This is a genomic window from Umezawaea sp., from assembly GCF_057122925.1.
Genome location: NZ_DBNGPQ010000122.1, coordinates 1 through 13,837, shown reverse-complemented (window position 1 = coordinate 13,837; position 13,837 = coordinate 1). Strand labels below are relative to the sequence as shown.

General features: G+C 73.7%; 11 protein-coding genes. 2 read left to right on the top strand and 9 right to left on the bottom strand.

All coding sequences use genetic code 11. The features are described 5' to 3' along the window. The 7 genes from AC156L_RS27205 to AC156L_RS27175 all read right to left on the bottom strand — a co-directional run bounded on the left by AC156L_RS27205 (position 1) and on the right by AC156L_RS27175 (position 10,368). Positions 1–2,007 carry a glycosyl hydrolase family 28-related protein gene (locus AC156L_RS27205; protein ID WP_484407373.1) on the bottom strand — a complete coding sequence of 669 codons (2,007 nt, stop codon included), beginning with the start codon at positions 2,005–2,007 and terminating at the stop codon, positions 1–3. Positions 2,008–2,120: 113 nt separating this feature from the next. Next, positions 2,121–3,755, bottom strand: coding sequence for a PucR family transcriptional regulator (locus AC156L_RS27200; RefSeq protein WP_330875223.1), 1,635 nt, complete (start codon positions 3,753–3,755; stop codon positions 2,121–2,123). An 82-nt stretch (positions 3,756–3,837) separates the two neighbouring features. Next, on the bottom strand, positions 3,838–4,944 hold the full coding sequence (menC, locus tag AC156L_RS27195) for an o-succinylbenzoate synthase (protein ID WP_330875222.1): 1,107 nt from the start codon (positions 4,942–4,944) through the stop codon (positions 3,838–3,840). Beyond that, on the bottom strand, positions 4,941–5,798 hold the full coding sequence (locus AC156L_RS27190) for a GNAT family N-acetyltransferase (RefSeq protein WP_484407384.1): 858 nt from the start codon (positions 5,796–5,798) through the stop codon (positions 4,941–4,943). The genes menC and AC156L_RS27190 overlap by 4 nt, the downstream gene beginning before the upstream one ends. An 85-nt stretch (positions 5,799–5,883) precedes the next feature. Beyond that, positions 5,884–9,219 (bottom strand): serine hydrolase, encoded by a 3,336-nt coding sequence (locus AC156L_RS27185; protein ID WP_330875220.1) that lies wholly within the window; start codon positions 9,217–9,219, stop codon positions 5,884–5,886. Positions 9,220–9,338: 119 nt separating this feature from the next. Next, complete coding sequence (locus AC156L_RS27180; RefSeq protein WP_330875219.1) at positions 9,339–9,800, bottom strand: winged helix-turn-helix transcriptional regulator; 462 nt, start codon at positions 9,798–9,800, stop codon at positions 9,339–9,341. 100 nt (positions 9,801–9,900) lie between these two features. Next, positions 9,901–10,368 carry a winged helix-turn-helix transcriptional regulator gene (locus AC156L_RS27175; protein ID WP_330875218.1) on the bottom strand — a complete coding sequence of 156 codons (468 nt, stop codon included), beginning with the start codon at positions 10,366–10,368 and terminating at the stop codon, positions 9,901–9,903. Between the two features lie 112 nt (positions 10,369–10,480). On the opposite strand from AC156L_RS27175, the gene AC156L_RS27170 reads away from it, so the two are divergent. Further along, positions 10,481–11,185 carry an SDR family oxidoreductase gene (locus AC156L_RS27170; RefSeq protein WP_330875217.1) on the top strand — a complete coding sequence of 235 codons (705 nt, stop codon included), beginning with the start codon at positions 10,481–10,483 and terminating at the stop codon, positions 11,183–11,185. A 33-nt stretch (positions 11,186–11,218) separates the two neighbouring features. Next, positions 11,219–12,067 carry an NYN domain-containing protein gene (locus AC156L_RS27165; RefSeq protein WP_330875216.1) on the top strand — a complete coding sequence of 283 codons (849 nt, stop codon included), beginning with the start codon at positions 11,219–11,221 and terminating at the stop codon, positions 12,065–12,067. A 9-nt stretch (positions 12,068–12,076) separates the two neighbouring features. Here AC156L_RS27165 and AC156L_RS27160 read toward each other — a convergent pair whose 3' ends face one another. Next, positions 12,077–13,240: an McrC family protein gene (locus tag AC156L_RS27160; protein WP_330875215.1), complete on the bottom strand. Its 1,164-nt coding sequence runs from the start codon at positions 13,238–13,240 to the stop codon at positions 12,077–12,079. Then, positions 13,237–13,837 (bottom strand): McrB family protein (locus AC156L_RS27155; RefSeq protein WP_330875214.1); only part of this gene is annotated, 601 nt, incomplete at its 5' end. The genes AC156L_RS27160 and AC156L_RS27155, both read right to left, overlap by 4 nt.

Below are 13,837 nucleotides of genomic sequence, written 5' to 3'. Positions count from 1 at the left end.
CTACCAGGCGGCGGGCGCGGGCGGCGGCACGACCGGCGGCCGGTCGTCGCACGTGGTGGTGTTCGGCAGCAGCCACGGCGCGAGCCAGCCGCCGTCGTTGCCGCCGAGGTCGGCCACCGAGAACTCCGAGCCCGCCGGGGTGAAGCCGAACGAGCCGCAGTTGTTGATCCCGACCGCGCCGACGTTGCGGGCGTCCACGTTCTCGAAGGACGCCGACCCGGCCGAGCGGGCGCTGACGACGGACGTGCCGGTCCCGTCGACCCTGATGTCCGCGAAGTGGACGTTCGTGATCGAGTACCGGTCCCTCACCGGGAAGTCGGAGACGAGCATGATCGCGTTGTAGGTGCTGTCGAGGAAGTGGTCGCCGACGACCTGGACGTCGGCGTCGATGTCCCGGTCGAGCGCGTAGAGCCAGATCGCGCCGAGGCCGATCTTCCAGTTCAGCTCGAACGTGCCCGCGCGGACCGTGGTGTTGTCGGTGATCCGCACGTACCCGGTGAACGGCTCGGCGCCGAAGCGCGACCCGACGTGGACGGCGCTGCCCTCGCGGACCGGGTCGGCGACGAGGTTGCGGGAGACGGTGGTGTCCGCGCCGCCGTAGATCGCGATGCCGTTCGCCAGCGTCGGCGTCTGCACGGTGTTGCGGTCGAAGGTGTTGCGCGCGTTCAGGGTCTTCTCCGACCACATGGCCAGGCCGTCGTCGCCGGAGTTGCGGACGAAGTTGCCGGACACCACCGAGTCCGTGACGCCGGTATGGAGGTTGAGGGCGTCGGCGATCTGGTCGACGATCACGTTGTCGCTCACGCGGACGTTCCTCATCGGCCCGTCGAACCACAGGCCCACCTTGGTGTGGCGGATGTGCAGGCCCCGGACGGTCGAGTCGCTCATCGCTCCCCCGACGCCGTTGACCTGGTCGGTGTCGACGCGCTCGCGGACGTCGCCCTCGATGGCGAAGCCGGACAGGTGCACGTTCCGGCTGCCGCCAGCGGAGGCGTCCCGGCCGTAGAAGCCGACGCCGGTGTGCACCGAACCGTCCGGCGCGGGCGTGCTCAGCGCGACCTCGCGGCCCTTGACGACCGTGTGCCAGTTGCCCGCGCCCTCGATCGTCACGTCGTCGACGATGATGTGGCGGTTCACCTGGAAGGTGCCCGGCGGCAGGTACACCGGGCGGTGCAGGCGCTTCGCCAGCGCGATGGCCGCGTCGAACGCGGGGGCGGAGTCGCGGCGGCCCGTCGGGTCGGCGCCGAGCAGCAGCACGTTCACGGCGGTGGGGGCGACGTGCGGCAGGCCGACGAGCTCGGAGTCCAGCAGGTCGACGACCGTCCACGCCGCGGCGGTGCCGACGGGTGCGGTGAGGCGCACCTTCGCGCCCCTCGGGTAGGTCCGGTCGAGCTTGACCCGCACCTCGTCGTAGAAGTGGCTGGGGCGGAACGGCTTCGCGATCGTCGGGGCGGGCGTCGTCGCCGCGGGCACGCAGGAGCACTCGGTGATCCACCAGTCCGGGTGCAGCAGGTCCGCGTTCGGGTCGTTGGTGAACGGGTACTGGTTGTACAGCCACGAGTACTGCGACGTCAGGGTGGCGGTCCTGCTGTGCCTGCCGTTCACCGACACGTCCAGCGGCGCGGTGATGCCGCCGCCGGTCGGCGCGTCCGGGACGCTGTAGCGGACGGTGACCGCGTTGGCCCTGGCGGGCAGCGTGAACTCCACGTGCTGACCCGGCACGAGCTTGACGGCCCTGCGCCCGGACGCCTCCGCGGGCAGCGTGTACGCGTCCCGGTCCGGCCCGATGACGGTGCCGGTGGTCACCGCGTTCTCCGCCTCCTGTTCGAGGAAGGCGACCGCCGCGCCCCGGCCCGCGACCAGCGACGGGGCCAGGCCCGCGCGGGTGACCACCGGGGTGGCGGAGGCGACCGCCGTGCCCACCGCGCACAGGCTCGCGGCGGCCACCGAGGCGACCACGACCGCCGTCCACCGCCGAGCGGCGACTCCACTGGTGCTCCGTGACATCGGGAACCCGCCTCTTCCGTCCGGCGACAGGGTGAGACGACCTTAGGTTGCGGTCAGCGCAGCCACAAGGAGATGTAGGGAAGTTTCATGAACTGAATGATGATTTGCGAATGTCAGTCGATTCTTTGCGAAGAGGTGCGCGGTGACGTGGACAGGACGCGGAGCTGGAGCATCGCCGCGAAGCGCGCCTCCGGGTCGGTGAGGTCGAGGTCGCCGATCTCCGCCAGCCGCCGCAGCCGGTAGCGGAAGGTGTTCGGGTGGACGTGGACGGCGGCCGAGGCGGCGATGACGTCGCCGAAGGCGTCCAGCCAGGCGCTCAGGGTCTCGACCAGGTTGGCGGTGTGGCGCTCGTCGTAGGCGATCAGCTTCGCGATGGCGCCGGTCGGGCGGTCGCCCTGCGACGCGGCCAGGTCGCGCAGCTCCAGCACCAGCGCCTCCACGTGCACGTCGGACAGGCGGGCGGTGCGCCGGGCGCCGCCCGCGCGCAGGACGCGCAGGGCGCGGTCGGCGTTGGCGCGGGCCGCGGGCAGGTCGGCGGTCTCGGCCGCGACGGGACCGACGGCGATCACGGCCCTGGTCCGCTCGCCGACGCGGTCGAGGAAGTCGGCGGCGATGGTGAGGGCGCGCTCGTCGCCGTCGGCGGTCGACGGCACGAGCCCGTAGGTGACGTCGCCGATCAGGGCGGTCGCGCAGCGCGGGTGCAGCGCGCTCAGGTGCATCGCGAGCGCGTCGCCGAGCCGCTGGCGCTCGGTGGCCAGCGCGGCCTCGGTGGCGGTGGTCCCGTCGGGGTGGGTGGTCGCCATCGCCAGCACGACCACCGGACGGCCCGCGAGGCCGAGGCGGTCCAGGGCGTCGCGGGCTCCCCGACCGCCTTCGAGGGCGGTGCTGAGCAGGTCGGTGCGCAGCCTGCGCTCCACGTCGACCCCGGCGCGGATGCGGAGCATGTGCAGCGCCACCAGCCTGGACGCGTCCACCAGGGCCGTGGTGCGGTCCGCGGTGAGCGGTGCGCGCACGGCGGCCCAGATGGAGCCGAGCACCTCGTCGCCCGCGCGGACGGCCACCGCGACGCGGGGCAGCGACGACGCCGTCACCGGCTCGATGTACACCGGCTGGTCGGTGCTGTACAGGTCGCGGAACACGCCCCGCTCGAACAGCACCCGCGCGTACTTCTCGGGCACCTGGCGGCCGAGGATGGTCTCCACCCTGGACGAGTCGGCCTCGTCCTGGCGGCCGGAGAACGCCAGCACGCGCGTCCCGCGGTCCTCGATCGTCACGGGGGCGTCCAGGAGCGCGGCGACCGCGTTGGCCAGCGCGAACAGGTCGCCGGACGGCATTCCGCCCAACGTCTCCGGCCCCACCCCGCCGATGTCGCCCTCGGCGAGCAGCGACCGCAGCATCGCGGCGAGCTGCGCCCACGACGCGCCGCGGGTCAGGCCGAGCAGGGCGACCCCGGAGTCCTCGACGGCCGCGGCCACCTCCTCCGACACCGGCACGGGTGCCCGCACCACGAGCCCGAGCGCGGCGTGACCGCTCAGCGAGCGCAGCAGGGCGGCGATCTCCGCGGGCGACCCCAGCCCCACGCCCAGCACGAGCGCGTCCGGCGGCGGCGCGGCGTCGTCCAGCGGGTCGTGGATGGCGACGCCCCCGATGGCGCGCGCCACGTCGGGCCCGCCGTGGACGAGTTCCAGCAGGGTCGCGCCGAGGTCGTCGAGCACCCGACCGAGGCTGGCGTGCGGTCGCGGGGTCATACCCGAAACCTAGGCCCCTCGGCCGGGTGGGGGTTCGTCGGAGCGGACGAAATCGGGTCGTTCACTCGTCCGGGCGGACGACTCAGACCGGCACCCACTCCGTCGAGGTGGTCACCGCCTCCAGCTCGTCGGCCAGCGGCTCCACACCCAGGCCGGGCCCGGTCGGCACGGTCAGGTGACCGTCGTCGAGCACGAACGGCGCCGTGACGTCCGTGCGGTAGAACCGGCCCGAGGCGGACGTGTCGCCCGGCAGGGTGAAGCCGGGCAGCGCGGCCAGCGCGACGTTCGCCGCCCGGCCCAGCCCGGTCTCCAGCATCCCGCCGCACCACACCGGCACGCCGTGGGCCGCGCACACGTCGTGGATCCGCCTGGCCTCCAGGTAGCCGCCGACCCGGCCCGGCTTGATGTTGACGATCGCCGCGGCCCCCAGCGCGATCGCGGCGGCGGCCGACCGCGCCGAGGTGATCGACTCGTCGAGGCAGACCGGCGTGCTGATCACCTTCGCCAGCTCCGCGTGGCCGAGCAGGTCCTCCTCCTCCAGCGGCTGCTCGATCAGCAGCAGCCCGAACGGGTCCAGCCGGGCCAGGTGCCGCGCGTCGGCCGCGGTGTAGGCGGTGTTCGCGTCGACCTGGAGGAGCACGTCGTCGCCGAACCGCTCGCGCACCGCGCGCACCGGCTCGACGTCCCACCCCGGCTCGATCTTCAGCTTGATCCGCACGTACCCCTCGTCGAGGTACCCGCCGACGGCGTCGAGCAGCTCGCCGATCGAGTCCATGATCCCCACCGACACCCCGCACGGGACCCGGTCGCGGGTGGCGCCCAGCTCCCGCGCCAGCGGCCGTCCCTCCGCGCGCAGCTCGGCGTCGAGCACGGCCATCTCCAGCGCCGCCTTCGCCATCCGGTGCCCCCGGAACGGTTCCAGCGCGGGCGCGACCGCGTTCGCGTCGAGCCGCCCGCGCCCGCCCAGCGCCGGGATGAGGAAGCGGGTCAGCACGTCCGCGGCGGCGTCGACGTACTCCGAGGAGTAGAGCGGGTCGGACATCGCCACGCACTCGCCCCAGCCCTCCCCCTCGTCGGTGACCGCCCGCAGCAGCAGCACGTCCCGCGCGGTCTGGGTGCCGAACGACGTCCGGAACGGCGCCACCAGCGGCATCCGGACCCGGCGCAGCTCCACTCCGGTCAGCTTCATCGACTGCCCTTCCCGTTCGTCACGACGTACCAGCCCGCCCGGTCGAACCCGGTGATCCCGCCCCCGCCCGCCAGCGCGGCGCCGAGCACCTCGCGCACGGCGACCCGCCACTCCTTCGCCCCGCCGGGATCGGCGGCACGCAGCGCCTCGACGTCGCGCGGCACGGCCACCAGCAGCGTCTCCCCCTCCACCGATCCCGCCACCGGCGTGCCGTGCGCGGACCGCCCGAGGGCGACCACCGCGCCCCGTTCCAGCTCGGCCCGCACGTCACCGGGTGCCGGCGTGCCCGCGCAGGCGTCCGCGACCGCGGCGGAGCGCAGGTCCCAGCGGATGAGCAGCCGGTCGCTGTCGTCGCCGCCGTTGATGTCGTCGGCCATGTCGCCGTAGAAGTTCGCCAGGTACTCCGCGGGCCGCGCCCCCAGCTTGGTGATGTTGAAGTGCGCGTTGCGCGCGACCAGCGGGTCGTAGGTCCACTCGACCTCCCCGATCCCGCGCTCGGCCGCCCACGCGCGCTGGTGCAGCTTGAGCGCGAACCCGACGTGCCTGCCGAGCGCGCTCGACGCCACACCCGCCACGTGGCTGTGCAGCACGTGCCCCGCGGGTGCCCCGAGGAAGCCGACGCAGGCCCCCACGAGCACCGGCCCGTCGAACGCGCCCGCCACGTAGTTGCCCGCCTTGGACAGCGCGCGCAGCAGGTGGGTCGTCACCGGCGGGTTGTTCGGGGCGGGCCGCCAGATCCCGTCGAAGAGGCGGTACACCGCTTCGAGGTCGGCCAGCCCGGTCACGTCGCGCACCTCGACCCCGGCGGCCGTGGCCGCGGCGTGGGCGTGTTCCTGCTCGTTCACAGGACCCATCGTCGCCACCGCGCCGCCCTCCGTCATGGTCCGCCCGCACCAGCCGGGGCGGTCGAGTTGGTCGTGGCCGACCGCCTGGAACACCTCAGCCCACCTTCGGGGTGGCGCGCACACCGAAGTGCAGGTACCGCTCGCCGGTCGGCAGCGAGTAGAACCACACGGGCGTCCAGGTGCGCACCTTCGGGTCCTTCACCACGAACAGGTTCTCGCGCACGGCCCTCATCTCGTACTCCTGCGTCGGCTCGGGCGCGAGGTCGGCCAGCGCTCCGGTCACGGTCGTGCGCAGCACCGGGCCGTCCAGGACCTCCAGCCGGGCGCCCGCCCGCTCGTAGGTGCCCAGCAGCGGGGTCACGTCGACGGCCACGGGCTCCGCGGGCGGTTCGAGGGGCGTCGGCACGGTCACGCCCGCCAGTTCGGCGAAGACCTCGCCGTACAGCTCCTGGAACAGGTCGCGGCTGTTGCCGCCGTTGACGAGCAGCACCACCGCCAGGCCCTCGTCGGGCAGCAGCCGCAGGAAGGCGTTCTGCCCGATCGTCGCCCCGTCGTGGCCGATCAGCCTGCGGCCGTCCCAGTCGAACCGGATCCAGCCGAGCCCCCACGAGTCCCCGAGGGTGAACTTCTCCGGCACGTCCGCCTGGTGCGCCGCCATCGCCTCGGCGCTCGACCCGGCGAGCACCCTCGTGCCGTCGGGCGCGAGGCCGCCGGTGAGGTGCATCCTGGCGAAGCCGAGGACGTCGGCCACCGCGGAGGTGATCAGCCCGGCCGGTCCGACCGACCGCGGCAGCCCCCACCGCGGCGCCGTGACGAGCTGCTCGCCCTCTCCGACGTGGCCGACGGCCGCGCGGTGCAGCAGGGCCTCCTCCGGCAGCGTGACCGTCCGCTCCAGGCCGAGCGGGGTGAGGAGCCGGTCCCGCACGGCCTGGTCCCACGTGCCGCCGGTCAGCTTCTCGACCACACGGCCCGCCAGCGAGAAGCCGGAGTTGCAGTAGGACCAGGTCGCGCCGAGCGGGTGGTTCTGGGCCACGTCCGCGAGCAGCGCCACGTACTTCTCCAGGCAGTCGTCGCCGCGCCCGGTGTCGGTGAAGACGTCGCCGTCGATGCCGCTGGTGTGGGTGAGCAGGTGCCGCATGGTCACGGTCTTGGTGACGTCCGGTTCGGCCAGCCGCAGCTCCGGCAGCACGTCGGAGATCGGCGCGTCCAGGTCGAGCAGGCCCTCGTCGACCAGTTGCAGGACGACCGTCGCCGTCCAGACCTTCGAGATGGACCCGATCTGGAACAGCGAGTCGGTGGTCGTCTCCACACCGGTGTCGAGGTTCAGCACCCCGTGCGCGGCCTCGACCAGCTCGTCCTCACCGCCGGGGCGCAGCCGCAGGATCCCCAGCGCGGCACCGGGAACGCGGTGGCGCTCGGCCAGCGCGCCGAGCCTGCGCCGCCAGTGCTCGGCGTCGATCCGGGGCCTGCGCGGCCCGGCGACGTCACCCGCGTAGCGCTCGACCCAGTCGACGATCCGGCGGTTGAAGTCCACGCGGTGCGACGGGCGGCCTTCGAGGATGAAGAGGTGGCTGCCCTCCGGGTAGAGCACCAGCCCGGTCGGCACGCCCTGCTCGCGCAGCGCCGCGTACCACTGCTGGGCCTGGCCGATCGGGCAGCGGACGTCGGCCGCGCCCTGCACGACCAGCGTCGGCGTGCGCACGCGGTCGACCCGCGCGAACGGCGACATCGCCTCGTACCGGTCGCGGTCGGACCAGGGCAGGCCGCCCAGCTCCAGCTCGGCGAGGAAGTGCCCGACGTCGGCCGTGCCCGCCATGCTGGTGAGGTCGCTGACCACGCCCCCCGCCACCGCGGCGGCGAACCGGTCGTCGCGGCTGGTGAGGTAGCAGGTCATGAACCCGCCGTAGCTGTACCCGGTCACGGCCAGCCGCCGCGGGTCGGCGACGCCCTCGGCGACCAGCTGGTCGAGGGGTTCGAGGAAGTCCGCCGCGTCCTCCTCGCCCCAGCCGCCCAGCGCCGCCGTGTAGAAGCGCTCGCCGTAGCCGTCGCTGCCGCGCGGGTTGAGCAGCAGCACGGTCCAGCCGCGCGCGGCCAGCTCCTGGTGGTAGAGGTGGACCTCGTCGGCCGCGCCGTTCCACGCGTTGTGCGGTCCGCCGTGGACGTCCAGCAGCAGCGGGCCCCCCGCGGAGGTGTCGCCGATGAGCCACCCCTGCACGGTGGTCCCGTCGGAGATCGTGAACTCGCGCTCCACGCGGGGGAACAGCTCCACGTCGGCCGGGGAACCGTGCGCGGTGAGCACGGACTCCTCCCCCGTCGCCAGGTCGACGGTGACGACCTCGCCGTAGGAGTCCGGCGTCGCGAGCACCACGGCGGCCGTGCCGTCCGCGGTGGACACGCCGGACACGACCCGCCCGGCGCCCGCGAGCACGGGGACCGGACCTCCGCCGCCGTCGAGGGGCACCGAGTACAGGTGGGTGCAGCCGCGGTCGCGGGCGCAGAAGAGCACGCTCCGGCCGTCGTCGACCCACCGGGGCAGGGCTCCGGGGTAGCCGGGACCGCCGGGCATGACGTTGCGGTCCAGCGGGGCCGCGAGGTCGACCGGCGACGACCCGTCCAGCGGCACGCGCAGCAGGCCCGCGTGGCCGGTGGGCGGCCCGACCGTGCCGACGACCAGCAGCGCGGCGCCGTCCGGGGTCCAGGTGACCGGACCGCCGTACCCGTCGAGCAGGCCGACGGGCCGCGACGTGCCGTCGGCGAGGTCGACGACGTGCACCGGGGCCCGGAGCACGAGGTCCCCGTCCGCCGCCGTGCTCGCGGAGTGCGCGAGCCTGGTGGAGTCCGGCGACCAGGCCGGGTCGCCCGCGTGCCAGTCGCCGTCGGTGACCCGCTCGGTCCTGCCGGTCCGGACGTCGAGGACGTGCAGGTGCGTGCGCAGCGTGCGCAGCAGGCCCGCCCCGTCGGCCTGGTAGTCCAGCCGGTCGGCCACGACCGGCGCACCCGCGCGCCGTGCCCGCGCCCCGTCGTCCTCGCCGTCCGCGGCGTGCAGGTCCACGGCCGCGCCGAACGCGATCCGCGTCCCGTCCGGGCTCCACACCGGCGCGCCCGCGCCGAGCGGGAGCGACGTGACCCGCTCCGGTTCACCGCCGTCGGCGGGCAGCAGCCACACCTGCGCGGGCCCGTCCTGCGCCCGCAGGAACGCGAGCCGCGTCCCGTCCGGCGACCACGCGGGCGCGGTGTCGGCCCGTCCCCCGGTGAGGCGCCGGGGCGAGCCCGTCCGGGTGCCCACCGCCCAGAGCGCGCGATCGGTCCGGTCCGCCTCCGCGTCGACGGTGCGGAGCACGTAGGCGACCCGCTCCCCGTCGGGGGACAGCGCGGGCTGCTCCGGTACCGCGAACGAGGTCAGGTCGTCGGTGCGCTGGCGACGGGTCACCGGGTTCTCCTTCGGTAGGTCCTCCTACCGAAGCCTCCCGAACCCGGTCGCGCGTGTCTTGGTGCGGAAGGACCAGTGGTCGCCCCCGCACTCGTCCGCCGCGCCCAAGATCCCCCCGGCTAGCGCGCCGGGTAGACGTCCGTGCGGATCGTCTCGACGTCGTCGGCGGGCACCTCGTAGCCCAGGTCGTCGATGAACGCCACGTGCACCGGCCTGCCGGTCCGGCGCGCCCGGCGCTCGATGCTGCGCCCCTCGGGCCACGGCAGGTGCTCGTCGCCCCACTGCTGGAGCGCGCCGACGACGACGTGCAGCGCACGGCCCGCGTCGGTCAGGTGGTACTCGTACCGCATCCGGCTGCCCGGCTCCTGGTAGGGCACCTTGGTCATGACGCCGAACTCCACCAGCGTCGACAGCCGGTCGCTGAGCACGTCGGCCGCGACGCCGAGGGACTGGCGGAAGTCGGCGAACCTGGTCGTGCCGACCAGCGCGTCCCGCAGCACGAGGAAGGTCCACTTCTCGCCGAGGACCCCGAGGCTCCTGGTGACGGAGCAGGTCGAGCCCTGCATCCTGACGTCGGCCATGCACCCGATGCTACCCCTGGGTCGCCGATCGGGATCCAGTGGTCGCGGGCGACGCCCGCCCGCGGCCCGAGCGGCGCCGGACCGGCCGACTCGCCGGGCCTCAGCCCTCGGCCACCGCCGGGCTGCCCGGCCCCGGCCTGACCTCGACGTTCGCCGCGCGCAGCGACGTGCCGCACCGGTCGCAGACCAGGTTCCCGTCGGGTGCCCCGCCGCACTCGGCGTGCTCCACCAGCAGCGGCGCGCCCGCGGGCTCGGGGTAGTACTTGTCGCCCCAGCGCAGCAGGTGGGCCAGCAGGGGCCACAGCTCCGCGCCCTTCTCGGTGACGCGGTACTCGAAGCGCGGCGGCCGGTCGCTGTACGGCGTGCGCTCCAGCACGCCCTCGGCGCAGAGGTGCTGGAGGCGCGTGGTGAGGACGCTGCGGGTGATGCCCAGCGCCTCCTTGAGGTCGTCGAAGCGGACGACGCCCTGGAGGACGCTGCGGACGATCAGCAGCGACCACCGCTCGCCGACGACCTCCAGCGAGCGCGCGACCGAGCAGACCTGCGTCTGGTACTCGCGGTGCAACACGCCGCCAGCCTACCTCAGTCGTGTCACCAGACCCAGTTAGTCGCTTAACCAGACTTACCGTGCTACGGTCAGTCTCATCACCAGACCAACTCGTTCGACGAAGGGCACCCCGATGCGGATCCCAGGTGCGGTGGCACTGGTCACCGGCGCGAACCGCGGCCTCGGCGCGGCGTACGTGCAGGCGCTGCTCGACCGCGGCGCGGCGAAGGTCTACGCGGGGGTGCGGGACACCTCGACCGTCACCGACCCCCGTGTCACGGCGCTGCACCTCGACGTCACCGACGACGCCACGATCGCCGCCGCCGTGCGCCGGGCCGGTGACGTGACCCTGCTGGTCAACAACGCCGGGATCGGCTCGCTCGAACCGGTGCTCGGCTCCGACGCCGAGCTGCGCAGGCTGATGGACGTGAACTACTTCGGCCTGATCGCCGTGAGCCGCGCCTTCGCGCCCGTGCTCGCGGCCAACGGCGGGGGCGTCGTCGCCAACGTCCTGTCGGACCTGTCGTGGCGCGGCTCGTCGTTCCTCGGCGGGTACGCCGCGACCAAGTCGGCGGCGTGGTCGGCCACCAACTCGACCCGCCTCGACCTGGCCGGGCAGGGCACGCAGGTCGTCGCCGTGCACGCGGGCTACATCGACACGGACCTGACCGCGGCGGTGGACGTGCCGAAGCTGGCGCCCTCGCGGGTCGCGAACGAGACGCTGGACGGGATCGAGAAGGGCGCCCACGAGGTCGTCGTCGGCGAGCCGGCCCGCGAGGCGAAGGCGGCCCCGGCCAAGTCCGTCACCGACGCGTACCCGCAACTCGTCGGGTCCTGAGCCCGCCGGGCGGCGCGCGGTAGGGTTCCGCCGGTGGGGCAGATCAAGCGCATCGGCGTGTTCTACGACGGCACCTGGTTCGCGTACCTGAGCGACTTCTACGCCACCGCGCACCAGCGGGCGGCCAGGATCGCGCTCGACGGCTTCCACGACGCGCTGCGCTGGTACGCCCACACCGAGACCGGAACGCCCCTCGCCGACTGCCTGGTGCCCGAGGCGCACTACGTGCGCGGACGCATCCAGACGCCCGCCACGTCGTTCGACAACGTCCTGGCCACCGCCGGGATCACCCGGCACGACCTCCCCCTGCACGGCGGCAAGGAGAAGGGCGTCGACGTCCACTTCGCACTGGAGGCGTGGGAGCGCGCCACGACCGTGCCGCTGGAGTGGGTCGTGCTGGTCACCGGCGACGCCGACTTCGCCCCGCTGGCGAAGCGGCTGTCCGCCCGCGGCGTGCACGTGGTCGTGCCGGTCGTCGACATCAGGTCGTCGCCCGGCGCGCCACCGCCCGCCTGGACACCGCGCACCGCGGCCCCGCTGCGCGCCGCGGCCACGTCCACCCCCTCGTTCGACGCCCTGTTCGCACCCGCCGACCGCCCCGACTACCCCCTGCGCAGCCCGTTCGTGCGGTCGACGGAGGCCGTCGCCTCCCCCGTCGGCACACCGCGCGGCCGCAGGCGCGGCACCGTGACCGGGTGGCGGGCCGGGCAGTCGCACGGGTTCATCACCGACACCCGCGGCGGGTCCTGGTTCGTCTCGCGCGACGACCTCCCGGAGGACCACGCCGTGCTGCCCAACGGCACGCGGGTGTCGTTCACCGGCTCACCGACACCGACGCCGGGCCGGAAGTACCCGAGGGCGTACGCGATCCGCCCCGAGTGACGGGGTTGGCTACGCCCACGCCGACCGCGCGAGGCGCTCGACCTGGGCGATGAGCTCCTCCGGCGACACGTCCAGGTCCAGCGGGTACTCGGTGATCGTGATCGGCGAGTTGTGGATGCGCCGCGGCGTGGCGCCGGTGGTGCCGCTGGCGTAGACGAGCCAGGCCCGGTCGACCCTGAGCGCGGTGCAGTAGGCGAGCACCTGGTAGAGGTCCGTGGTCGGGTAGCGGCCCGACGCGCTCTCCAGCTTGTACTTGGCGTCCACGACGAACCGGGGCACGTCGTCCACCAGGTGCACCACGTCGACGTTCATCGAGATCGCACCGCCGGTGTCGAGCTTCACCGGGTACTGACCCTCGGTCCGCCCCGGCCCGGAACTCCACGCCTCGGTCAACGCGGTGGTCACGAAGTCCTCGAAGACCTTCTCCATGTTGACGACGAAGGCGGCGATCGACAGGCCGTCCTCCCCCACCTCGAACGAGAGCGTCCTCAGCACCAGGTCCGCGATCCGCAGGGCCGGGTGGTACGCGGTGTTGAGCCGGTTCGGTCGCCACTGCGGCAGCGGTGCCCCGGCGGCCAGGGGTGAGACGCCGGTGAGCCGGTTGCGCAGGTGCCGCAGCCGGGTCCTGATCCCCTCGTCGACGCGGGGAACCGCGAGCATCCGGCCGACCGCCGCCCGCAGCACCCGGTTCTCCGGGGTGTCCACCGTGTACTCGTCGTGCGTGATCTCGACCGGCACCGCACGACCGGGCCGCCGCGCGAGCTGGTCGCCGACCCGGATGCGCCCGCGGATCACCGTGCTCGTCACGTCCTGCGAGGTGTAGCCGAGGAGCACGCCGCTGGCCAGTGCCCGTTCGACGGTGCGGCACAGGGTCTCCGCGACGACGGCCCACAGCCCGTCCGCCTCCACGCCCTCGACGTTCTCCGGGCGGAAGCCGGGGTTGAGCGCGTAGCCGAGCAGGAACAGCAGGCGCGGGACGGTCACCTTCGGCGTCACCACGACGTCGAGGCCGTGGGCGTGGACGGCTCCCACCCGCTTGGACCTGGGGATCAGGGTGAAGTCGGCGCCGCTGGGTCGGACGTCGACCAGACCGCACCCCTTCAGGTAGACCACCTGGGCCGGGGTGAGCGGCACGGTCTTGCCCGTCCCGGAGTTCTCCGGCAGGACGATCACGGGAGTGCGCGGACCGCGTCGAGGCCGAAGGTGTCGTGCACCCGCTGCCGGGACAGACGCTCGTAGTAGTGCTCTTCGAGCAGCGGGAGGATCGAGTGCTCCCAGACGAGGTCGAGGCCGTGGTCCGCATCCGGCTTCATCAGGTACGACGGGCCGATCTTGAACTCCCGGTCGTCCCCGATGGCGGCGTTGAGCTTGGCCAGCAGCTCCGCTCGTCCGTCGTCCTTGCCGTTGGCCGACGCCCACCGCGCGAGCAGGTCCTTGACCGGAGGGAGGTCCGGGTGGAGTTCGACGAAGGCGAACCGGCGCCGCATGGCGGCGTCCACCAGCGCGATCGACCGGTCGGCGGTGTTCATCGTGCCGATGACGAAGACGTTGGCGGGCAAGGTGAACCGGTCGCCCGGCGAGTACTGGAGGTCGATCGCCTCGTCGCGGTACTCCAGCAGGAAGTACAGCTCCCCGAACACCTTGGGGAGGTTCGCCCGGTTGATCTCGTCGATGATGAGGACGTGCGGCGTCGTCGGGTCCTTCGCCGCCGACTCGGCCAGGCGGCGCAGCGGACCGTGCACCAGTTCGAAGGTCGCGCTCCCGCCGCTG